Below are 20,629 nucleotides of genomic sequence, written 5' to 3' on the forward strand. Positions count from 1 at the left end.
GGCAACGCGATCTCCGTGCTCGACGACGCCACCGTCACCGGCGGCACCACCGGCACCGGCACGGCCCCGACCGCTCCGGCGGCCGGCGGCGGGATCACCACCGGTGAGGACGGCATCCTCGGCGGCACCCAGCTCGGGCTGCCGGTGACGCTTCCGATCACGATCGGCGGCAACGCCATCTCGGTCGTGGGCGAGAGCACCGTGACCGGCCCGGGCACCACGCCCGGAACCGACCCCGGAACCGACCCCGGAACCGACCCCGGAACTGACCCGGGCACGGACCCCGGTACGGACCCGGGAACCGACCCCGGAACCGACCCGGGCACGGACCCCGGCACCACCCCCGGAACGAACCCCGGCACCACTCCGGGCGCGTCCGGCATGGCCTGGGCGTCGGGCGCAGCCGTCTCCGGTGAGGCCACCGGTCTCGCCATGACCGGCGGTGCACCGTCGCCCGCGCTGTGGGCGATCGCCGCCCTGCTGCTTCTGGGAGGTGCGGGCCTGCTGCGCCGTCGCACGGCGTAGGCGCTGAGCCCCGGCGGCGCCGGTGTCCTCGGGGGAGGAGACACGGCTCCGCCGGTGCGCGGCAGCGTCCACTCGTGCGGTGCGTCCCCCGCACCTCCTCTGCCGAGCGCGACGGCCGCGCGACACGCGGATGCCCCGTGGCGAACCGCCACGGGGCATCCGTTCACGCCTGCGCTCAGGCCGTCAGCGCGGGTATCGGCTGACTCGCGTGGGGCTGGTCGCCCAGCTCGGCCTGCAGCTCCCACAGCCGCACCTTGAGCTGCTCGCGCACGTCGGCGTAGGCGGGGTCGTGGTACACATTCACCAGCTCGTCCGGGTCGGCCTCCAGGTCGTACAGCTCCCACTCCGGCGCGAACCGGAACGGCGACGACCCGGGCAGACCCATTCCGTCGCTGTAGAAGTAGATGAGCTTGTGGGCCTCCGTGCGGATGCCGTAATGCGCGAGCACGTGGTGGTTCTCGTCGTCGTTCTCGTAATAGCGGTAGTAGAACGCGTCGCGCGTCGGCTCGTCCGATCCGGTGAGCTGCGGAAGGAAGCTCTTCCCCTGCATCCGCTCGTGCGCATCGACCCCGGCGGCATCCAGGAAGGTCTGCGCGAAATCGACGTTCGTCACGATCTGCTCCATCGGGGCCGCGGGCGCGATCCGCTCCGGCCACGACACGAGCAGCGGCATCCGGATCGACTCCTCGTACATGAAGCGCTTGTCGAACCACCCGTGGTCGCCGAGGAAGAAGCCCTGGTCGGAGCTGTACGTGAGGAGGGTCGAATCCCGCACGCCGTGCGCGCCGAGCCAGTCGATCACCCGTCCGACGTTGTCGTCGACCGACGCCACGCAGCGCAGGTAGTCCTCCATGTACCGCTGGTACTTCCACAGCGCGAGCTCGTCGGGCGTCAGGTCTTGCGGCGGCTCCACCTTGAGGTCGTCGAGCGTCAGGTGCTCCGCGATGCGCATGGTGGCATGCTTCGCCGCGCTCGCCCGGCCCGCGTAGTCGTCCGTGAACGTGGACGGCACGGGGATCGGGTCGCTGTACAGGTGGGCGTGCGCCTCGTCGGGCTCCCACGCGCGGTGCGGCGCCTTGTGATGGATCAGCAGGCACCACGGCTCATCGCCCTCCAGCGACTCGAGCCACTGCAGCGACAGGTCGGTGATGATGTCGGTCGCGTAACCCTTCTCGATGTGCACGCCGTCGGCGGTGAGGATCTGCGGATCGAAGTACTCGCCCTGATCGCGCAGCACCGCCCAGTAGTCGAAGCCCTGCGGATCATGGCCCGGCCCCTCCCCCATGTGCCACTTGCCGACGATGGCCGTCCGGTAGCCCGCCTCCTTGAGCTGCGACACGAACGTCGGCTGGCTCGCGTCGATGGGGGTCACCAGGGTCGAGACGCCGTTGACATGGCTGTACGTGCCGGTCAGGATGCTGGCGCGGCTCGGGGTGCACAGCGAGTTCGTGCAGTAGCAGTGATCGACGCGACGACCGGACTGCGCGATCTCGTCGATGCGCGGGGTCGTGTTCACCACCGACCCATAGGCGCCGATCGCATGCGTGGCGTGGTCGTCGGTGAGGATCATGAGGATGTTCGGTCGCCGGGCGGTCATCGTGCTTCTCTCTCTGCGGGGCGGTGGTACGCGTCGGTGACGATCTCGGCGGGAGGGGCCGTGAGCCCGGAGAGGTCGATGGGCTCCCAGCGACCGGTCGTCATGGAGCGATAGGCCGCGTCGATCACCGCGTTGTCGATGACGCCGTCGGCCAGGGTCTGCCGCGGCGCGACACCCGCGCGGAAGCTCTCGATGAAGTGCGCGAACTGGCCGTGGTACCCGTACGTGCGCGGCTCGTCGAGCACGGGCCGCAGCCAGCCGCGGGTCGAGCCGGCCTTCTCCCCCACGTAACCGAGCTCCTGTCCCGCGAACGCCGCGAGGGCACCGGGGCCGGTCTCGTCCACGCCGAGCCAGCCGTCCGAGCCGTGGATCTCGCGCCGGTTGTCCAGCCCGGGGCGATGCGTCCAGCCGGCCTCGACCTGGGCGACACGACCGTCGTCGAACCGCACGAGCAGGACCGCGTTGTCCTCGGAGTCCACGTCGTCGCGGTCGAGCCGGTCCCCCCACGCGAAGGCCTCCACGGGGGTCGCGCCCTCCAGGAACCAGCGCCCGACGGCGACACCGTGGCAGCCGAGACCGCGCAGCGGCCCTCCGCCCATGCGCGCGATCTCCCTGGCGTGCTTGTGCGGGCTGCCGTGGGCCTCGCGGGCGCGCACGGTGAGCACCCGACCGATGCCGCCCGCGTCGACCATCGCCTTGGCGTGCATGACCGCGGGCGAGAAGACCGCGGTCTCCGCATAGCCGTGCCACACGCCCGCGGCGGTCACGGCGGCGAGGCACGCCGCGGCCTCCGGGCCGCTGCGCCCGAGCGGCTTGGTGCAGATCACGGCCTTGCCCGCGGCGGCCGCCGCCGTCACCGCGTCGAGGTGCGCGTCCTGCGGCACGGCCACGACCACGATGTCGACATCGGCCAGGGCGGCCAGCTCCTCGACGCTGGCGACCACGTCGCGCACGCCGAACCGGTCGGCGAGCTCTCTGCCCCGTTCGGGCGAGCGCGCGGCGAGGGCGACGACCTCGTGGTCACGCACCTCCGCCAGGGCCCGGAGGTAGAACTCGGCGACGAAACCGGAGCCGACGATGCCCAGCCCGACGGGACCCGTCACGAGCGGTCCTTCATGGCGGCGGCGAACAGCTCGGTGTTGACGAACGACGCCGGATCGGTCATGTCCTCCATGCGACCGGACTGGACGAACACCCGCATGATCGACTCGTACTGCTCGAACGTGGTGCCGTCCTCGTTGTTCGCGAGGATCTCGTCGGACGGCGTCCACCCGGAGATGCTCGCCTGCTGCGTCAGCTGGTCGACCGGGGCACCGGACGCGGCGGAGGCCCACTCGACGACCTGCTCCGTGTCGTCGATGCGGTAGTCGTTCACCTCGGCGTACACCTCGAGGAAGCGCTGCAGGGCGTCGGCCTTGCCGTCGACGGCCTCGTTCGACGCGACCCACGACCCGAGGAACGACGTCTCCGGGAACGAGGCGTTGTCGGCCACCGTCACGGTGTCCGGCACGCTGTCGAGGATCTGCGCGCTCAGCGGCGAGAAGATCGCGGCGATGTCGATCTGCCCGCCGACGTAGGCGCTGACGACGCTCGGCGGGTCGAGCACCACGCGCTCGACGTCGTCGAACGTGAGCCCGGCCTCCAGGAGCGTGAGCGCGAGGATCATCTCCCCCGACCCGCCCTCGGGCACACCGACGCGCTGCCCCTTGAGGTCTTTCGGATCCTCGACGCCGCTGCCCGGGCGGGCGAGCACCACGTCGCCGAGCGAGGTCTCGCTGGGCACGATCACGGTCGCCTGTCCGGTCGCCGGAAGCCAGGTCGCCCCGGCGCCGATGTACCCGACGTCGATCTGTCCGGCCTGCATCGCCTGGATCTGGGTGGGGCCGTTCGTGAACGGCGTCAGCGTCACGTCCAGCCCGTACTTCTCCCACAGACCCAACTCGTTCGCGGCGGCGATCACGCCGACGCCGTTGATGCTCGTGTCGATGTAGCCGACGTTCAGGGAGACCGGCTCACGGGCCTCCCCTCCGGCGTCGGACGAGGGGGCCGGTTCGGCCGAGCCCGTGCAGGCGGACAGGGCGATCGTGAGTGCGGTGACGGCCGCGGCGGCGACGGCCGCGCGACGGGTCCGGGTGGGGAAGCGCATCATCGGGTTCCTTACGTGATCGGGTGGGAGTGCGGTGGGTCGTGCGGGTGCGGATCCGCCGGGTCAGGCGGTGGTGGGTTCCGGCTGGTGGTGCACGCCGCGCCAGACGCGGGCGCGGAGGGCGGCGAACTCGGGAGACAAGCGCATCTCCTCGGTGCGCGGGTAGGCGAGCGGCACGTCGATCACCTCGGTGATCCGTCCGGGCCGCGGGCTCATCACGATCACGCGGTTGGCGAGGAACACGGCCTCGTCCACGTCGTGGGTGATGAACACGGCGGTGCGCCGCTCCTGCTGCCACGTCTCGAGCAGGTTCTCCTGCATGCTCACCCGGGTCAGCGCGTCGAGCGCGCCGAACGGCTCGTCCATCAGCAGGATCGACGGCTGCGCGGCATAGGCGCGGGCGATCGCGCAGCGCTGCTTCATGCCGCCCGAGAGCTCCTTCGGCAGCGCGCCGGCGAAGTCGCCCAGGCCCACGAGGTCGAGGTAGTGCTGGGCCACCTGCTCGCGCTCGGCCTTCTTCATGCCGCGGATCCGCAGGCCGAACTCGACGTTCTGCCGGGCCGTGAGCCACGGGAAGAGCGCATACTGCTGGAAGATCACGCCCCGGTCGGGCCCGGGCCCCGTGACCGGTCGGCCGCCCACGAGCACCTCCCCCTCGGTGGGGTCGAGGAGCCCCGCCATCAGGTTCAGCAGGGTGCTCTTGCCACAGCCGCTCGGCCCGACGAGGGTGATGAACTCCCCGTCTGCCACGTCGAGGTCGACGTCGTCGAGGCTGCGGACCGTGCCGCGGCTGGTCTCGTAGTGCTTCGAGACCCCGCGGATCGAGATCATCGCGGTCATTTCCGGACCTCCTGCCAGGCGGTGAGCTTGTTCTCGGCGAAGAGCAGGGCACGGTCCATCGCGAACCCGAGCGCGCCGATGAGGATGATGCCCACGACGATGCGCGGGGTGTCGAGGAACTGCGAGGCGGCCTGCATCATGCGGCCGAGACCGAAGGCCGCCGCGATGAGCTCCGAGGCGACGACCGTGGCCCAGGCCGCGCCGAGGGCGACGCGGGTGCCGACGAAGATGAACGGCAGCGAGGCCGGGACGACCACGCGGAGGAAGATCGTGCCGTCGCTCGCGCCGAGCACACGGGCCGCGTTGACGAGGGTGGTGTCGACGTTGCGCACGCCCTGGAAGGTGGCGAGCACGCACGAGAGGAACGACGCGAGGAAGATGACGAAGATCTTCGCCGGCTCCCCGATGCCGAGGAACACGATCACGAGCGGGATGAGCGCGAGCGGCGGCACGGTGCGGAAGAACTGCACCCACGGCTCGAGCAGCCCGCGGCCCCAGCGATACCAGCCCATGATGAAGCCGGCGGGGACGGCGACGATCACGCCGAGGAGGAAGCCGATGACGACGCGCTGCACGCTCGCCACGGTGTTCAGCAGCAGGCTGCCGTCGAGCAGTCCCTCCCAGAAGCTCTGCACCACGGCGATCGGCGTGGGGGCGAGCGGGTTGTCGCTGACGACCGCGATGATCCACCACACCGCGATGCCGAGCACCAGGGTGGAGAGGTAGAGCAGCGTCAGCGGTTTCTCGGTGCGGACGGTCGTGCGGCGCGCTCTCGTGGCGCGCGGCACCGAGAGCGTCGTGGTCGCCGTCTCGGGTGTGGCGTCGATCATGGCTCTTTCCCTTCGTTGCGTGGGAGCCCGTTGGTGTCAGCCGACCGGGGCGGTCGGAAGGAGGGGAGGCCCGAACACGAAGGTGTCCAGGGCGATGGTGGCGGCGCCGATCATGCCCGCGTCGGCACCGAAGCGCGGCGGCTCGACGCGGATGCCGTCGCGCAGCACGGGCATGACCTGCTCCGCGAGGGCCGCCCTGACGGGTTCGATCACGACCGGGGCCAGGTCGAACAGCAGTCCGCCCAGCACGATCTGCTGCGGGTTGAGGAGGTTGACCATGCTCAGCAGCGCGGTGCTGAGGTGCCGGACGAGGTCGTCGCGCACCTCCAGCGCCCGCGGGTCGGCGGCCTCGACGGCGGCGACGAAGTCCTCCGTCCAGGTGCGGTCGTCGGGGGCGCGGTCGTCGTCGAGCAGCCCGGCATCGATCATGCGCCGCCGGAGCACGCCATCGCTGACCACGGTCTCCAGGCAGCCGCGGCCGCCGCAGGTGCAGGTGGGGCCGTCCTGCTCGACGCGCAGGTGGCCGATCTCGACCGCGCCGTGCGTGCCGCCGCGGTACTCGGCGCCGCCCAGGATCAGGCCGGCGCCGACACCGGTGCGCACGTAGACGAAGGCGAGGCTCTCGAGCCCCTGGCCGGTGCCGTAGCGGGACTCGCCGGCGGCCATGGCGCGCACGTTGTGGTCGAGCACGACGTCGAGCCCGAGGGTGCGTTCGAAGTGCTCGGCGATCGGCACGTCGGTCCAGCCGAGCGTGGGGGCGGAGATGTTCACGCGGCGGCTCGCGTCGACGATGCCGGCCACGCCGACGCCGAGGCCGAGCACCTGCTCCAGCGAGATGCCCGCCGTGTCCATCACCCGCTGCAGGAGCTCGCCCGCGAGGTCGAGCACGGCCTCGGGCGCGGTGGGGACCGGGAAGCGGATCTGCTCGGACGCCACGACGCGCGAGGTGAGCTCGACCACTCCTGCCTGGAGGAACCCGGCGCCGATCTGCAGTGCGAGCACGTGGTGGGTGCCGGTGAGGGCGACGTCGGTGCTCGGGCGGCCGACCCTGGCCTCCCGGGTGGCGGGGATCTCCTCCGCCACGAGGCCTGCGTCGACCAGTTCCACGACCACGTTCATCACGGCGGCGGCGCTCAGGCCCGAGGCGCGGGACAGATCGCGACGCGACAGCGGGCCGTGCGAGCGCAGCAGCTGCAGCAGCACGCGACGGTGGTGCGCGCGGATCGCCGCGGCGTCGAGCCGGACCTCGGATAGTTTTTTTTGCACGTAGCTAAATAAACAGCACGTGCGGAAATCCTGTCAAGAGCGGATCTTCTCCGCCCGCCTCAGAGGATGTCGTCGACCTCGCCGTGCGGGATGATCGCCGCGCGGTAGCGCTCCACGAGCTCGCGCCAGCCGAAGCCCTCCGTGTACTCGTGCTCGTACACCGCCTCCGTGAAGTGCCACAGCAGGTACGGATGCGCCCCGAGCCCGTACAGCGCCCCGTAGTCGCGCGCGATGAAGGCCGCCCGCTCCTGCGGCGTCAGCTCCCGGTCGTCGGCGACCGCATCCGGCCCGGCGCCGCCCGCCAGCCACCGGTCGACGAAGCCCTCGGTATCGGCGACGTACGCGTTCACGTTGGCCGTGCTCATCTCGACCGCCCGCATGAACTTGCCGATCATGTACCTGCTCACGATGCAGACCTCCACAGGAAGAACGGGCTCGAGGCGAAACGCGACGTGGTGGCCTCCGCCAGCTCGGCCGGGCGGCCCTGCATCGCGGCGAGCGCCGTGACGATGTTCACGTACTGGTAGGTGACGTTGCCCGCCGCCATGATGCGGTCGAACCGGCAGCCGGCGATCGCGGCGTCGAGGTCGCCGTCGCGCATCCACCCGACCGCCTCGGCGTCGAACGCGGGGTCGGGCGAGCCGTTGAACGTGCGCGGCCCTCCGACGTCGGTGGCCATGTGGCCCGAGGTGAGCAGCGCCACCCTGGCCCCGCCGTCCCACGACTCGACCGCGGCGCGCAGGTGATGTCCGAGGGCGGCGAACCGCGCGGCCGAGGGCAGCGGCGGCAGGATGGCATTCGCGTGGATGGGCACGATCGGCAGGTCGAGCTCGGGCCGCACGTACTGCAGCGGGAGCACGAAGCTGTGGTCGAGCCGCCACTCGTGCGACACCGAGAAGTCGATCGCCTCGGGCAGCACCTCGCGTCCGGCGATCTGCGCCGCGAGCTCGGGATGCCCGGTGAGCTCGGCGTACTCCATGCCGAACGTGCGCACCTCGTTCTCGTACGTGCCGTGGTACGACGCGGCTTTGCCGACGATGAACGCGGGCGAGTTGTCGGCGAAGAACTGCCGCACGTGGTCGGTGCCGAGCACGATCAGCGCGTCGACCTCGGCCTCGGCGATCGCCTCACGGATGCGCCGGAAGTTCGCCTCCACCGCGACCAGGTCGGGCGGATACGGCTCCCGCATCGCGCGCCACAGCAGCGGGTTGTGCGGGGTCGCCGCCGCCAGCACCAGTTCAGCCACGGTCGGCTCCCTTCTCCGCGGTCACAGCCGGAACAGCTTCCGCGCGTTGTCGATCAGGATCTTGCGGCGCGACTCCTCCTTGAAGCCGAGCTCGTCGAACTCCGCCATCCACCGGTCCGCGGTCATCACGGGCCAGTCCGAGCCGAACAGCACCCGGTCGGAGATGAGCGAGTCCGCGTAGCGCACCACCTCGGGCGGCAGGTACTTCGGAGCCCAGCCGGAGAGGTCGAGGTACACGTTCGACTTGTGCCACACCATCGCCAGGTTCTCCAGGTGCCACGGCCACGCCGGGTGCGCGCTGATGATGTTCAGCTCGGGGAACTCGGCCGCGACGTCGTCGATGTAGGGCACGGGGCGGGCGTTCTCCAGCCGGTACCCTCCGCCGCCCGGGGTGCCGGCGCCCGCACCGGGGAACCCGGAGTGGAACATGACCACCAGCCCGAGCTCGGCGCAGGTCTCCCAGATCGGCCAGAACCGACGGTCGTTCGCCAGGAACCTCTGCCGCGACGGGTTCAGCTCGCCCACGCCCTTGATGCCGTACTCGTCGTGCATGCGGCGGATCTCGGCGATCGCCGCCTCGCCCTTCCACGGGTCGATGCCCGCGAAGGCCAGGAACACGTCGGGGTGGTCTCGCTGCGCCCGGCCCAGCAGGTCGTTGGGGGCGCCCTTGATCCCGCTGGTCGTCTCCGAGTCGGAGTTGACGATCACGGCCATCATCCTGCGGTCGCGGTACTGGTCGGCCTGCTCGGCGAACGACACGACCGGCCGCTCCCGTCCGAAGTGCGCGGCCATCTGCGTGTGCCGCGTGCCCATCGCCGCGATGAACTCCTCGGTCTGCGGGTGGGTGTGCACGTCGATCGCCACCAGGTCGTCGATGCCGGGCATCAGGCCGCTCCTTCGTTCAGGGTTCCGGCCGCGATGCGCAGGCCGGTCAGCTCCTCGGTGTCGGCCCCGAGCGCGGGCGCATAGACCAGCTCGGGCCGGCCGCTGCGGTGGAACCGGGTGCTCGGCACCGGCACGCGCACCGCGCCGCCCGGTCCCGCGATCTCCTCGACCAGGCCCATGCTCGCGATCTGCGGGTCGTCGAACAGGTCGCCCATCGTGTTGAGCGGGCCGTGCGGGATGTCGTGCGCGGCCAGGCGCTCCAGCCACTCGGCGCGCGGACGGGTGGCGGCGATCTCCTTGAGCACCGCGTCGAGCTCGTCGTAGTTCCACACGCGCCCCTCCCTGGTCGCGAACCGGGGGTCGTCGGCGAGGTCGGGCCGCTCCAGCACGTCGAGCAGCCCGGTCCAGAACTTCTCCGGCACCGACATGTGGATCACGAACGCCTTGCCGTCGGAGCCGCGGCACGCGTACGCCTGGGCGCGACGCGGACGCGAGTCCGGCGACGACACCTGCCCGGTCTCCAGGAACGCGGAGGCGGACTCGGTGAGGAAGTCGAGCAGCGCACCCACCATCGACACCTCGACGTGCTCGCCCTCCCCGCTCACGTCGCGGGCGTGGAGGGCCGCGAGCACCGCCTGCACCGCCGACATCCCCGACAGCAGATCGGAGAACGCCGGGCCGAGCGGGCGGATCGTGTCGGCGGGGACGACCTGGCTGTACATGCCGCCGGTCGCGGAGATCACCGTGTCGTAGGCGGGACGCTTCGCCGAGGGTCCCGTGGGGCCGAAGCCGGTGATGGAACAGGTGATGACGCGCGGGTTGTGCGCGTGCAGGGCCTCCGGACCGAAGCCGAGCCGCTCGGCGACGCCCGGTCGGAAGTTGTCGAGCACGATGTCGGCGTCGGCGACCAGGGCGAACAGCGCCGCCAGCCCCTGCGGACTCTTCAGGTCGAGCACCACCCCGCGCTTGCCCCGGTTGTACGCGGCGAACTGCGGGCTCATGGTCGCTCGACCCTCCCACCGCCGCATCGGGTCGCCCTCCGGCGACTCGACCTTGATCACCTCGGCACCGAGGTCGGCCAGGAGCTTCGCGGCGAAGGGGCCGGAGATGTACTGGCCCAGCTCGACCACCCGGATCCCGGCGAGCGCCCCGGCGCCCGGCAGTGCAGTACTCGTCACGTCTGGTCTCCTCTTCGATACCCGTGGTCAGCGCACATCCACGATCACCTTCCCGTCGCCGGCGCGGGGGAAGTCGCGGTAGGCCGTGGCGATGTCGTCGAGCGCGTACCGGGCGCCCGCGAGCGGCGGCAGCACTCCGGCGGCGGCGAGGGCGAGGGCCTCCGCCACGTCGTCGTACCGGGCGCTCGCGGCACCCGCGAGGCGCTTGCGGCGCAGGTAGAAGTCGCGCGCGTCGATCCGCAGGTCGGGGTCGACCGAGGCCGAGCAGAACACGGCCCGTCCACCCCAGCCGAGCGCAGCGACCCCGGCGCTCAGCGTGGGGCCGTGGCCGGAGACGTCGAGCACCACGTCGAAGCCGTCCTCCGCGGCGAGGGCGTCCGCGAGGGCGGCGGGATCGGGCGCGTGCAGCAGCCGCTCGTCGCCGACCGGCGTCAGGGGCCGGCGGGAGGCGGCGACCACGCGGGCTCCCCGGGCGAGCGCGATCGCGACGGCCGCGCGACCGAGCGTTCCGCCCGCACCGGTGACGAGGATCCGCTCGTCGGCGGCGAGCGCGGCGATCCGCAGAGCGTTGAGCACGATGGGGGCGCTGTGCACCACGGCCGTGGCGTCGGCGGCAGTCAGGCCGTGGCGGTCGATCGCGTTGCGCGCGGGCACCGCGACGAACTCGGCGGCGCCGCCGTCGCGGTGCACGCCGACGACGGTCTGCGATGGGCAGTCGGCCTCGTCTCCGGCGCGGCAGCGGGGGCACGCGCCGCAGGCGATGTTGGGCTTGACGACCACGGCCTGGCCGAGGCGCTCGGGGTCGACGCCGGAGCCGACGGCGACGATCTCCCCCGCCGGGTCGATGCCGAGGATGCGCGGGAGCCGGGCGTGCGCTCCGGGGCCGACGCCGGCGATGACGTTGAGGTCGAGCTGGTTGATGCCCACGGTCTCGACGCGGATCAGCACTTCGCCCGGAGCGGCCGACGGCACCGCCGACTCCGTGACGGTCAGGCCGTCCAGGTCGTGGCTGCTCAGCACGGCGGCACGCATGGTCACCTCTTCATCGTGGGACTGTTTCGGATACTGTATCCAATTTTCATCGTGGTCGTCCAGACCCCGTTGTCAGCACGATATCGGCCGAAGCATGGACAGCCGATACCAAATTGGATACCGTATCCCAAAATCCGCGTGAGACGCCCCCCTCACGAAGGGGCGCACGCACTGCCCGAATGGAGAGTCATGCGCACGACAAGAACCAGGCTCGGCCTCGCCGTGGCCGGAGGCGCAGCAGCACTGACGCTGCTCGCCGGCTGCACCTCGCCGACACCCGCACCCGAAGGCCCGGTCGACCTCGGCGACGGGGAACCCGGCGCCGCCGAAGACACCAGCATCACGGTGGCCATCCCCTTCCCCGACGTCACGATGTACTCGATGTTCGTCCTCGGCACCGACCTCGGCTACTACGAGGAGGAGGGCCTCACCGTCGAGGTCATCACCGCCGACAACGTCACCGCCGCGGTCGCGAGCGGCAGCGCCGACATCGGCGTGGAGTCCACCGGCACCGTGATCGACGCCATCCGCGGCGGCGTGGAGATCGACCTGGTGTCGGGCCACTACTGCCGCCAGAACTTCGACTTCGCGGCCCAGTCCGACGTGGAGAGCGTCGAAGACCTCGACGGCACCTCGATCGTCCTCGCCGGAACCCCCGGCGACCCGGCCGAGTTCCAGCGGGCACAGGTGCTCGCGGAAGAGGGCTGGGACCTCGAGAGCATCAACGCGGAGGTCGTCTACCCCGGACCCGGCTCCGAATCGTGGACCGAGTTCTTCGTGAACGACCGCATCTCGCTGCAGCCCTTCTACGCCGACGACCGTGCGGCGCTCGAGGAGCACGGCGCGAACATCGTCGTGGAGTCGCTGCGCAACTGGGCCAACGACGTGCAGATCGCCGGCACGGCCTGGGTGAAGGAGAACCCGAACTCGCTCGTGCGGTTCTTGCGCGCCACACTCAAGGCCACCGACTTCATGACCGCCCCGGCACCGGGCGAGTTCCCGGAGAACGCGGAGGAGGCGCTGGACATCTACGAGGCCAACGACTTCGACGTGCAGGAGCTCCGCGACTCCGACAGCGTCTGGATCCTCGACGGCCACCTCGCCTGCCCGAACCTGTACTTCGACGCGGACGCCTGGGACACCACGATCGAGACGCAGAAGCTCGAGCCGCTGGAGTTCGACGACGCGCAGCTCGCGCACCTGTTCAAGGCGCAGGAGCTGCTCGGGCTCGACAACGAGGGACCGGCGACGCTCCCCTACCCCTGAGCCGCACGACCCCGGACGAGGCCCCACCGCTGCGCATGGCGGTGGGGCCTCGTCGCGTCCGCGGGTCAGGAGTGATCGCGGGCTTGGAGGATCACGATCTGCTCGTCGCTCACGTAGTACACGAGGCGGTGGGTCTGGTCGATGCGGCGGGACCAGGCGCCGGAGAGCACGTGCTTCAGGGGCTCCGGCTTGCCGATGCCCTCGACCGGGTCACGGAGGGCGTCGGCGATCAACTGATTGATCCGTCGCAGCGTCTTCCGGTCCTGGCCCTGCCAGTAGGTGTAGTCCTCCCACCCGTGCGGGTCGAAGGCGAGCCGCCTGCTCACTCGTCGATCAGGTCGTGCTGCTCGGACTCACCTCGGCGGGCGCGCTCGAGTGCCGAGAGGAGCCGCTCCGCGCCGACGGGGTTGCGCAGCAGGTAGGCCGTCTCCGTGAGCGCGTCGTAGTCGTCCTTCGACATGAGCACGGCGTTGCCGCGGCGGGACACGACCTCGACCGGAGCATGGTCGTCGTTCACCTGCTGGATGAGACCGAAGAGACTCTTCCGCGCCTCGGTCGCGGAGATCGCCGTCATCTCGTCACCTCCTGAGTGGTACAGAAAAGCGTACCACTCGGCGAAGCGAGAAGGCGGACCCGACCCCCGTCGCGCATGAGACGGGGGCCGGGAGTCGGGGGCGGCGTCAGCCGACGATCTTCCGCTCGTCGTACCAGGGCGCCAGCCTGCGGCGCAGCACCGAGATGAGGAACAGCGTCAGGTTCGCGATGATCACCATCACCACGACCATCGCGATCGCCTCGTCCATGCGGAACTGATACGCCGCGAACTCCAGCAGGTGACCGAGGCCCCCGGTCCCGCCGAGGAACTCGCCGAGCACCTCGCCCGTGAAGCCGAGGGCTGCACCGCGCTGGATGCCGGACAGGCTGTAGGGCAGCGTCGCCGGGAAGATGACCTTCCACCCCAGCCCGATGCCCTTCGCGCCGTATACGCGCGCCGCGTTCACGAGCGACGGGTTCACGGTGACCGCGCCCTCCATCGTGTTCAGCAGGATCGGGAACACCGCGAGCAGGATCACGAGGGCGATCTTCGACTCGCTGCCGAGCCCGAGGCCCAGGATGAACAGCGGAGCGAGCGCGACCTTGGGCGTGGAGTACAGCACCCACAGGAACGGGGCCACCATGAAGCGCAGCACCGGGGACCAGCCGACCGCGAGCCCCACGACCACACCCACGACGATCGCGATGGCCAGGCCGATGAACAGGTTCGTGACGCTGAAGCCGAAGGCGCCCCAGAACTCCGGGTCGACCATGAGCCGCCCGAAGGCCACGGCGATCGCGCTGGGGGCGGGCAGGAACGCCTCGGGCACCCACTGGAACCAGGTGACCGCCGCCTCCCACACGAGCAGCACGGCGGCCACGACCGCGATCAGCAGCAGCGTCCACCTGCCCTCGCCAGCACGCACCACGCGCCGGGGACGCACGATCCGCACGGTGCCGGTGGCCGACATGACGCTCATCGCTTGCCCTTCCTCGTCCACGGCGCGACCCCGCGCTCGATCGCGGTGACCACCTGGGTCATGCCCACGCTCCACACCACGACGAGCGCGATCGCCGCGAACGCCTGATCCGTCTGATACGTGTTGGAGGCGCGGATGATGAGCGCGCCCATGCCGCTCGACGACCCGGCGAGCTCGGCCACGACCATGCCGATCGTGGCGAGCACGACCGCCTGGCGGAGACCGGCGAACAGGAACGGGATCGTCGACGGCAGGTACACCGAGCGGTACAGCCGCAGGCGGCCCGCGCCGTACACGCGGGCGGCGCGGATGATCGACGGGTTCGTGGTGCGCATGCCGGCGGCGACGTTCAGCAGGATCGGGAAGATCGCGCTGATCGTGACGAGGAAGATGACCGGTCCGATGCCGAAGCCGAACCAGGCCTTCGCGAGCGGCTGGTATGCGATCGACGGGGTGGCGTAGATGGTCCAGGCGATCGGACCGACCACGCGGTCGACCGGGAGGGACGAGCCCATCAGCAGGCCGACCGGGATGCCCACGACCACGGCGAGCGCGAAGCCGGTCAGCCACGCCTGCGCCGAGATCCCGGCGTTCGCGGCGAGCGACCCGTTCGCGATGATCTCCCCGAAACCCTGCGCGATCGACAGCGGGGGCGGCAGGAAGACCGGGTTGATCCAGCCGAGGACTCCGACCACGAGCTGCCACAGCAGCAGGAGCACGATGACCTCGACCGCGATGACCGCGGCCTTGCCGCGCGTGCTCAGCCCCGCGAGCCAGGCGGCGACCCCGCCGCGTCCGAGGTTCGGTCCCGTGGCGAGCAGCGCGCTCATTTCGACACCGCTGCCGCCGTGGCCTCGCCCTCCAGCGCCTCCCAGAGGTGGTCGCGGAGTTCGAGGAAGCGGGGATCGTGCTGCACCGACCGCTCGGAGCGCGGCCGCTCGATCCCCGTGGTGATGATCTCCTTGATCGCGCCGGGGTGGCTCTTGAACACCACGATGCGGTCGCCCAGGAGGATCGCCTCCTCGATCGAGTGCGTGATGAACAGGACGGTCTTGCCGGTCTTCTCGATCAGCTTCTCGATCTCGTCGCGCATCACCTCGCGGGTGAGGGCGTCGACGGCGCCCAGCGGCTCATCCATCAGCAGGATGCGCGGCTCGGCGACGAACGCCCTCGCCAGACCCACGCGCTGCTGCATGCCGCCGGACAGCTCCCGCGGGTACGACGACTCGAAGCCCTTGAGGCCGACCATGTCGATGGCCTCCTGCACGCGCTCGCGCCAGTCGGCCGTGCGCAGGCCCTTCTGCATCTCGAGCCCGAACTTCACGTTGTCGAACACCGTGCGCCAGGGCAGCAGCGCGTAGTCCTGGAAGACGACGGCCCGGTCGGGTCCCGGGCCGTCGACCTCCGTGCCATCCACCAGGACGGACCCGGTGCTCGGCGCGACGAGGCCGGCGATGACGTTCATGAACGTCGTCTTGCCGCACCCCGACGGGCCGAGCACCGTGATGAACTCGCCCTCGAACACGTCGAGATCGACGTTCTCGATCGCGATCAGCTTCTTCCCCGTGCGCGCCACGTCGTAGCTCACGGAGAGTCCGGTGACCGAGATCAACGGGTCCGTGGCGGAGGGTGCGGTGTCTTTCACGTCAGTCATCGTCGACCTCTCGTCTTGTCGCCGCGCTCGGGTGCGCGGCTTATCGCAGCTTAGGAAGCACCTCGGTGCCGAGGAGCTCGATCTGCTCGAAGAACCGATCGAACTTGAACCGGAAGTCGAACACCAGGTGCTCGGTGCCGATCTCCTCGAACCGGCGGATCTGATCGACCGCCTCGTCGGGGCTGCCGACGATGAGCTGACCCTCCAGGTCTTCCACGGTCTCGAAGCTGCCGGACGGCGGCTTCACCGCGAACTTCGCCTTGTTCGCCCACGCCAGCAGGCCGGGGATGTTCACGTGCTTGAGCGCCTCCTCGCGGGTGTCCTCGATGGAGGTGGGCGGGATCACGGCGATGGTCGGCATCGGCCGGCCGTTCTCGTCGGTCATCTCGCGCATGGTCTGGATGCGCTTCTCCATCGTGGCCAGACCCGTGCGGCCGGGCATCCAGCCGTCGGCGAACTCCGCCGCGAGGCGGGCCGACCGCGGGGTCGCGCCGCAGTACCAGAACGGGATGCGTCCACCCACGGGCTTCGGCTCGATCGTGACGTTCTCGAACGAGAAGATGCCGTCGTCGTAGGTGACGTCGTTCTCGGTGAACACGCGGCGCAGGATCTCGGCGTTCGAGCGCACCATCTCCACGCGGTCCAGGTCGCCCCAGCCGATCGCCTCGAACTCGTGGTCGAACGTGCCGGCGCCGAAGCCGAGGATCAGGCGCGGGCCGAGCAGCTGGGTCATGGTGCCGGCCATCAGCGCGGTCACGAGCGGGTGCCGGAACGGGATGAGCGACCCGGTGCCGAGCTCGATCTTCTCGGTCACCGCGCCGATGGCGGTGAGCGTGGTGAGCGCGTCGTAGAACGTGCGGTTGGGCTTCTCCATCTCACCGTGCGGCTCGAACACGAGGTGGTCGCGCACCCACACGGAGTCGAATCCGAAGCTCTCGGCGAGCTTCGACCCCTCCAGGAGCTTCTCCTTGCTCGCCTCCTCGCCGAAGTGCGGCAGCAGCAGTCCGAATTTCATGTCAGTTCCTCTCTGCGGCCAGTGCCGCCCTGTCTTCCGCCGAGGCGGCGAGCTTTCCGAAGGCGGGGTCGCCGACGACCTCGCGGTCGACGTACACGTCTTCTCCGCGCACGAGCGTGCGCTGGATGCGGGCGCTGATGGTGCGCCCGTCGTACGGGGTCCAGCCGATCTTCGACAGCACGTCGTCGTTCGTGATGGTCCACTCGTCGGCCAGGTCGGCGATCACGATGTCGGCGTCGGCGCCGATCGTGAGGGAACCCTTGACGCCCTCCAGGCCGAACTTCGCGGCGGGGATGTGGGCGACCATGTCGATCGCGCGCTGCAGGTCGAGCTCGCCCTTGTTCACGGCGTCGAGCATGAGCTCGTAGTAGTACTGGATGCCCGGGGTGCCCGTGTGCGAGCTCCACATCTTGGTCCAGCCGACCTCCTTCTCCTCGCGGGTGTGCGGGGCGTGGTCGCTGGCGGCGATGTCGATCGTGCCGTCCCGCATGCCCTCCCACACGGCGGTGCGGTTGTCGTCGGGCACCCAGTAGCTCAGGGCGTAGGGACCGAGGGTCTCCACGTCGTCCCACGTGGACAGGAACGGCGCCCAGTGGTTGACCTCGCACGTGACGTCGATGCCGTTCTGCTTGGCGCGGCGCACGGCCTCGATCGAGCGCCGGGTCTGGATGTGCGCGATGTGCACGGGGCAGCCGGAGGCCTCGGCGAGCCGCAGCACCACGTCGATCGCGGTGTCCCAGATCACGCCCTCGCGCGCGGCGTAGGCGGAGGCGTAGCCCTGCGGGGTGTTCTCGCCGCGGGCGAGGTAGGCGCCCTCGATGTAGTCCATGAGCGCCTGGTCGTGCGGGTGCACGATGAAGCGCTTCCCGGTCTGGGCGATGTGGTCCATGATCTCGAGCAGGTGCCCGTGGTCGTGGATGCCGGTTCCGGAGGGGTGCGGGTAGTCGCGGCCCGTGTCGACGACCATGTAGATCTTGTAGGCGCGGATGCCGAGGTCGCTCATGCCCGCGATCTCGTCGAACTTCGTCGGGGCGGGGTTGTGGTTCCAGTCGACGATCGACGACTCCTCGTAGCGCCGGAACACGTCGGTGAGGGTGGCGACGTCGGTCGTGGGCGGCTTGAGGTTGGGCATGCCGAACATCGTCGTGACACCGCCGGCCGCGGCCTGGAGGCTGGTCGTGTAGATGTCGTCCTTGTGCTCGTAGCCGGGCTCGCGGGTGTGCACGTGCACGTCGACCATGCCCGGCAGCACGAGCTTGCCAGTGGCGTCGATCGTGCGCGCAGCGTCGATGTCGGTGTCGGCCGCGACGATGCCGGCGACCCGGCCGTCCGCGACGAGCAGGTCGGCGACGACCGGTCCTGCGGGGGTGACGACGGTGCCGCCGGTGATCTTCAGATCGACGCTCATCGCGCGACCTCCTGTTCCTGAACGGATTCTGTCTGGATGGACTCGCCGATCGCGGGCGACGGCGTGGTCCGGTGGATGAGATGCGCGGGGCGCACGTGCGTGTCGAACCAGCCGACGATCACCGGGGTGGTCTGCTCCCAGTACGTGTCGTACGCGGCGTAGTGCGTGGTGTGCCGCTGCATGATGAGCTGCTTGGGGCCGCGCGCCGCCTCGTACAGCGCCTCGGCGTGATCGGTCGGCGTGGTCGCATCGCCCTCGACGCCGATCACGAGCAGCGGCGTGGTCAGGCGGGCCGCGGCGTCGATGGGCCGGTAGGCGATGATGCCCTCGGCGCACGCGAGCGGCACCGCGGACGGGATGCGGTCGTCGACGTCGGCCTTGATGGTGGTGGCGCGGCGCTCGGCCGTGGGGATCATGATCTCCTCGCGGGGGTGCACGATGCGGCCCTCCCCCGTGGTGACGCGCCGGCGGCGGTCCTCGTCGAGCGACTTCTGGAAGTCGAGCCACTCGTACTCGCTGCGCATGCGGTGCAGCCAGTCCTCGCCGTCGGCCACGGGAACCTGGCTGACGGCGGCCTTGACGCGCGGATCGACGTCGGCGAGCAGCACCGCGTTGCCACCGCCGGTGCCGCCGGTGCCGAACACCCCGATGGCGTCGGCGATCACGTCGTCGCGCGTGGTGAGGTAGGTGACGGCGTTGACGAGGTCCTGCAGCTGCCAGGCGGGCGAGAGGTAGCCGCGGTCGCCGTCGGAGTCGCCGAAGCCGCGGTAGTCGATCACGAGCACCGCGAAGCCGGCCGCGACGAGGGCCTCGTGGTAGCGGACGTAGAGCTTGGCGTCCTTGAGGCCGAGCCAGCCGGGCCCCTGCACGATCGCGCGGTACGGGCCGTCATGGTCGGGGGTCCGCCAGATCGCGGAGATGCGGGAGCCCTCGCTGAAGAACGAGACGGGTGTGGTCTGCATGGATTCCTCTCGGCTGAACGCGGCGTCGCGATCGGGCGATGTGCGCCGCGGCGGTGGGGCTTCTTCATCATGACCCATTTTGGATCCAGAATCCAGTATTGATTGGATCCAAAATCCGAGCTAGCATGACCGCATCGCGCCGACCCGATTGGCCGGCGCCGGTGGTCCCGACCTGGACTGCGACCGCGCACACACCCGCGCCTCCCCGCCCACGTCCTCCGGAGAACCATGACCCCCACCGCCCGCGCGCTCGGCGCCGCCCCCGTCCTCGCCCTCCTCCTCGCCGCGGGCCTCAGCGGCTGCGCGAGCGGCCCCGCCTCCCCCGCAGCCGCCGACGCCGACCGGCCCCGTGCGACCCTCGACAACTGCGGCACCGAGGTGACCCTCGACGGACCGCCGCAGCGCATCCTCACGGTCAAGTCCTCCACCCTCGAACTCGCCCTGGCCCTCGGCGCGGGCGACCGCATCATCGGCTCCGCCTTCACCGACGGCCCGCTCCCCGAGGCGCTCGCGGCGGAGGCCGACGGCATCCCCACCGTGTCGGACAAGGTGCCCTCGAAGGAGGCCGTGCTCGATCTCGAACCCGACCTGGTGTTCGCCGGATGGGAGTCGAACTTCTCGGTCGACGGCGCCGGCGAACGGGACGACCTGCAGCAGCTGGGCATCGCCACCTACGTCGCCCCGGCGGCGTGCAAGGCGCCCGGCTACATGCCCGACCCGCTCACGTTCGACGACGTGTTCGACGGTTTCGCGGAGGCGGGCGAGCTGCTCGGCGAGCAGAAGGCCGCGGCGGCCCTCGTCGCGGAACAGCGGACCGCCCTCGACGCGATCGCCCCCGACGACCGCGGGCTCTCCGCCGTCTGGTACTCGTCGGGCAGCGACCAGCCCTTCGTCGGCGCGGGCATCGGCGCCCCGCAGATGATCATGGCGGCCGCGGGGCTGGAGAACGTGTTCGCCGAGGTGCACGACACCTGGACCTCGACCTCGTGGGAGCTGATCGCGGAGGCCGACCCCGACGTGATCGTGCTGGTGGACGCCGCGTGGAACACCGCCGCGTCGAAGCAGGAGCTGCTGGCGTCGAACCCGGTGACCGCCCAGCTCGACGCCGTGCGGAACGAGCGGTACGTGGTCGTGGACTTCCCGGCGACGGAGGCCGGGATCCGCGACGTCGACGCGGTGGCCGCGATCGTCGCGCGGCTCGGAGAGCTGTGAGCGTCGCGGCGCCGCTGCGCACGGCGGCCCTGGCCGCGGTCGTCCGCCCGGCA

Annotated in this window: 21 protein-coding genes and 1 pseudogene; 3 read left to right on the top strand and 19 right to left on the bottom strand. The window is 70.6% G+C overall.

Annotated elements, in window-relative coordinates:
- Nucleotides 1–525: pseudogene (locus tag DW299_RS12615) on the top strand (chaplin family protein); the annotation flags it as partial.
- Between the two features lie 175 nt (nucleotides 526–700).
- Here the strand turns inward: DW299_RS12615 and DW299_RS12620 are convergent.
- From DW299_RS12620 to DW299_RS12670, 11 genes are read right to left on the bottom strand one after another with little or no spacing between them, the layout of a single operon-like run.
- Nucleotides 701–2,122: a sulfatase family protein gene (locus DW299_RS12620; RefSeq protein WP_136036792.1), complete on the bottom strand. Its 1,422-nt coding sequence runs from the start codon at nucleotides 2,120–2,122 to the stop codon at nucleotides 701–703.
- Complete coding sequence (locus tag DW299_RS12625; RefSeq protein ID WP_168443138.1) at nucleotides 2,119–3,225, bottom strand: Gfo/Idh/MocA family protein; 1,107 nt, start codon at nucleotides 3,223–3,225, stop codon at nucleotides 2,119–2,121. The genes DW299_RS12620 and DW299_RS12625 overlap by 4 nt, the downstream gene beginning before the upstream one ends.
- The gene (locus DW299_RS12630; protein WP_136035161.1) at nucleotides 3,222–4,271 is read right to left on the bottom strand and encodes an ABC transporter substrate-binding protein; all 1,050 of its coding nucleotides are present in this window, start codon (nucleotides 4,269–4,271) and stop codon (nucleotides 3,222–3,224) included. The genes DW299_RS12625 and DW299_RS12630 overlap by 4 nt, the downstream gene beginning before the upstream one ends.
- Nucleotides 4,272–4,331: 60 nt before the next feature.
- Nucleotides 4,332–5,108: an ABC transporter ATP-binding protein gene (locus DW299_RS12635; protein WP_136035162.1), complete on the bottom strand. Its 777-nt coding sequence runs from the start codon at nucleotides 5,106–5,108 to the stop codon at nucleotides 4,332–4,334.
- On the bottom strand, nucleotides 5,105–5,938 hold the full coding sequence (locus tag DW299_RS12640) for an ABC transporter permease (protein WP_136035163.1): 834 nt from the start codon (nucleotides 5,936–5,938) through the stop codon (nucleotides 5,105–5,107). Before DW299_RS12640 ends, DW299_RS12635 begins: the two co-directional genes overlap by 4 nt.
- Before the next feature lie 36 nt (nucleotides 5,939–5,974).
- Complete coding sequence (locus DW299_RS12645; protein WP_136036794.1) at nucleotides 5,975–7,204, bottom strand: ROK family transcriptional regulator; 1,230 nt, start codon at nucleotides 7,202–7,204, stop codon at nucleotides 5,975–5,977.
- 59 nt (nucleotides 7,205–7,263) lie between these two features.
- Complete coding sequence (locus DW299_RS12650; protein WP_136035165.1) at nucleotides 7,264–7,611, bottom strand: hypothetical protein; 348 nt, start codon at nucleotides 7,609–7,611, stop codon at nucleotides 7,264–7,266.
- The gene (locus DW299_RS12655) at nucleotides 7,608–8,450 is read right to left on the bottom strand and encodes a DODA-type extradiol aromatic ring-opening family dioxygenase (protein WP_136035166.1); all 843 of its coding nucleotides are present in this window, start codon (nucleotides 8,448–8,450) and stop codon (nucleotides 7,608–7,610) included. Before DW299_RS12655 ends, DW299_RS12650 begins: the two co-directional genes overlap by 4 nt.
- A 21-nt stretch (nucleotides 8,451–8,471) precedes the next feature.
- Nucleotides 8,472–9,335: an amidohydrolase family protein gene (locus tag DW299_RS12660; RefSeq protein WP_136036795.1), complete on the bottom strand. Its 864-nt coding sequence runs from the start codon at nucleotides 9,333–9,335 to the stop codon at nucleotides 8,472–8,474.
- A complete protein-coding gene (locus tag DW299_RS12665) occupies nucleotides 9,335–10,513 on the bottom strand; it encodes a CaiB/BaiF CoA transferase family protein (RefSeq protein WP_136036796.1) in 1,179 nt (392 codons plus the stop codon). Before DW299_RS12665 ends, DW299_RS12660 begins: the two co-directional genes overlap by 1 nt.
- 27 nt (nucleotides 10,514–10,540) lie before the next feature.
- Nucleotides 10,541–11,545, bottom strand: a complete 1,005-nt coding sequence (locus DW299_RS12670; protein ID WP_240745401.1) for an alcohol dehydrogenase catalytic domain-containing protein — start codon at nucleotides 11,543–11,545, stop codon at nucleotides 10,541–10,543.
- Between the two features lie 189 nt (nucleotides 11,546–11,734).
- Here DW299_RS12670 and DW299_RS12675 point away from each other — a divergent pair, with 189 nt between their 5' ends.
- Nucleotides 11,735–12,811, top strand: coding sequence for an ABC transporter substrate-binding protein (locus DW299_RS12675; protein ID WP_136035170.1), 1,077 nt, complete (start codon nucleotides 11,735–11,737; stop codon nucleotides 12,809–12,811).
- A gap of 65 nt (nucleotides 12,812–12,876) precedes the next feature.
- Here the strand turns inward: DW299_RS12675 and DW299_RS12680 are convergent, their stop codons facing one another.
- From DW299_RS12680 to DW299_RS12715, 8 genes are all read right to left on the bottom strand, one after another.
- Entirely contained in the window at nucleotides 12,877–13,137 is a 261-nt protein-coding gene (locus DW299_RS12680; protein ID WP_136036798.1) for a Txe/YoeB family addiction module toxin, read from the bottom strand.
- Nucleotides 13,134–13,385, bottom strand: a complete 252-nt coding sequence (locus DW299_RS12685) for a type II toxin-antitoxin system Phd/YefM family antitoxin (protein ID WP_136035172.1) — start codon at nucleotides 13,383–13,385, stop codon at nucleotides 13,134–13,136. The genes DW299_RS12680 and DW299_RS12685 overlap by 4 nt, the downstream gene beginning before the upstream one ends.
- Nucleotides 13,386–13,491: 106 nt before the next feature.
- The gene (locus DW299_RS12690; RefSeq protein WP_136036799.1) at nucleotides 13,492–14,325 is read right to left on the bottom strand and encodes an ABC transporter permease; all 834 of its coding nucleotides are present in this window, start codon (nucleotides 14,323–14,325) and stop codon (nucleotides 13,492–13,494) included.
- Complete coding sequence (locus DW299_RS12695) at nucleotides 14,322–15,155, bottom strand: ABC transporter permease (RefSeq protein ID WP_136036800.1); 834 nt, start codon at nucleotides 15,153–15,155, stop codon at nucleotides 14,322–14,324. Before DW299_RS12695 ends, DW299_RS12690 begins: the two co-directional genes overlap by 4 nt.
- Nucleotides 15,152–15,979 carry an ABC transporter ATP-binding protein gene (locus DW299_RS12700; protein WP_136035175.1) on the bottom strand — a complete coding sequence of 276 codons (828 nt, stop codon included), beginning with the start codon at nucleotides 15,977–15,979 and terminating at the stop codon, nucleotides 15,152–15,154. The genes DW299_RS12695 and DW299_RS12700 overlap by 4 nt, the downstream gene beginning before the upstream one ends.
- 40 nt (nucleotides 15,980–16,019) lie before the next feature.
- On the bottom strand, nucleotides 16,020–16,994 hold the full coding sequence (locus tag DW299_RS12705) for an LLM class flavin-dependent oxidoreductase (protein ID WP_136035176.1): 975 nt from the start codon (nucleotides 16,992–16,994) through the stop codon (nucleotides 16,020–16,022).
- A 1-nt stretch (nucleotide 16,995) separates the two neighbouring features.
- Nucleotides 16,996–18,402, bottom strand: a complete 1,407-nt coding sequence (locus DW299_RS12710) for a dihydroorotase (RefSeq protein ID WP_136036801.1) — start codon at nucleotides 18,400–18,402, stop codon at nucleotides 16,996–16,998.
- Nucleotides 18,399–19,364 carry an alpha/beta hydrolase gene (locus DW299_RS12715; protein ID WP_136036802.1) on the bottom strand — a complete coding sequence of 322 codons (966 nt, stop codon included), beginning with the start codon at nucleotides 19,362–19,364 and terminating at the stop codon, nucleotides 18,399–18,401. Before DW299_RS12715 ends, DW299_RS12710 begins: the two co-directional genes overlap by 4 nt.
- A 228-nt stretch (nucleotides 19,365–19,592) precedes the next feature.
- Here DW299_RS12715 and DW299_RS12720 point away from each other — a divergent pair, with 228 nt between their 5' ends.
- The gene (locus DW299_RS12720) at nucleotides 19,593–20,576 is read left to right on the top strand and encodes a putative F420-0 ABC transporter substrate-binding protein (protein ID WP_136036803.1); all 984 of its coding nucleotides are present in this window, start codon (nucleotides 19,593–19,595) and stop codon (nucleotides 20,574–20,576) included.
- Nucleotides 20,577–20,629 lie beyond the last annotated feature (53 nt).

This window comes from Microbacterium sp. K35 (assembly GCF_004794375.1).
Classification (GTDB): Bacteria; Actinomycetota; Actinomycetes; order Actinomycetales; family Microbacteriaceae; genus Microbacterium; species Microbacterium sufflavum.

Excerpts from the sequence above, each read along its gene's own strand:
- DW299_RS12620 (WP_136036792.1), bottom strand. The coding sequence starts at position 2,122 with ATGACCGCCCGGCGACCGAACATCCTCATGATCCTCACCGACGACCAC.
- DW299_RS12630 (WP_136035161.1), bottom strand. The coding sequence starts at position 4,271 with ATGATGCGCTTCCCCACCCGGACCCGTCGCGCGGCCGTCGCCGCCGCG.
- DW299_RS12635 (WP_136035162.1), bottom strand. The coding sequence starts at position 5,108 with ATGACCGCGATGATCTCGATCCGCGGGGTCTCGAAGCACTACGAGACC.
- DW299_RS12640 (WP_136035163.1), bottom strand. The coding sequence starts at position 5,938 with ATGATCGACGCCACACCCGAGACGGCGACCACGACGCTCTCGGTGCCG.
- DW299_RS12660 (WP_136036795.1), bottom strand. The coding sequence starts at position 9,335 with ATGCCCGGCATCGACGACCTGGTGGCGATCGACGTGCACACCCACCCG.
- DW299_RS12670 (WP_240745401.1), bottom strand. The coding sequence starts at position 11,545 with ATGCGTGCCGCCGTGCTGAGCAGCCACGACCTGGACGGCCTGACCGTC.
- DW299_RS12675 (WP_136035170.1), top strand. The coding sequence starts at position 11,735 with ATGCGCACGACAAGAACCAGGCTCGGCCTCGCCGTGGCCGGAGGCGCA.
- DW299_RS12685 (WP_136035172.1), bottom strand. The coding sequence starts at position 13,385 with ATGACGGCGATCTCCGCGACCGAGGCGCGGAAGAGTCTCTTCGGTCTC.
- DW299_RS12690 (WP_136036799.1), bottom strand. The coding sequence starts at position 14,325 with ATGAGCGTCATGTCGGCCACCGGCACCGTGCGGATCGTGCGTCCCCGG.
- DW299_RS12695 (WP_136036800.1), bottom strand. The coding sequence starts at position 15,155 with ATGAGCGCGCTGCTCGCCACGGGACCGAACCTCGGACGCGGCGGGGTC.
- DW299_RS12700 (WP_136035175.1), bottom strand. The coding sequence starts at position 15,979 with ATGACTGACGTGAAAGACACCGCACCCTCCGCCACGGACCCGTTGATC.
- DW299_RS12705 (WP_136035176.1), bottom strand. The coding sequence starts at position 16,994 with ATGAAATTCGGACTGCTGCTGCCGCACTTCGGCGAGGAGGCGAGCAAG.
- DW299_RS12710 (WP_136036801.1), bottom strand. The coding sequence starts at position 18,402 with ATGAGCGTCGATCTGAAGATCACCGGCGGCACCGTCGTCACCCCCGCA.
- DW299_RS12715 (WP_136036802.1), bottom strand. The coding sequence starts at position 19,364 with ATGCAGACCACACCCGTCTCGTTCTTCAGCGAGGGCTCCCGCATCTCC.
- DW299_RS12720 (WP_136036803.1), top strand. The coding sequence starts at position 19,593 with ATGACCCCCACCGCCCGCGCGCTCGGCGCCGCCCCCGTCCTCGCCCTC.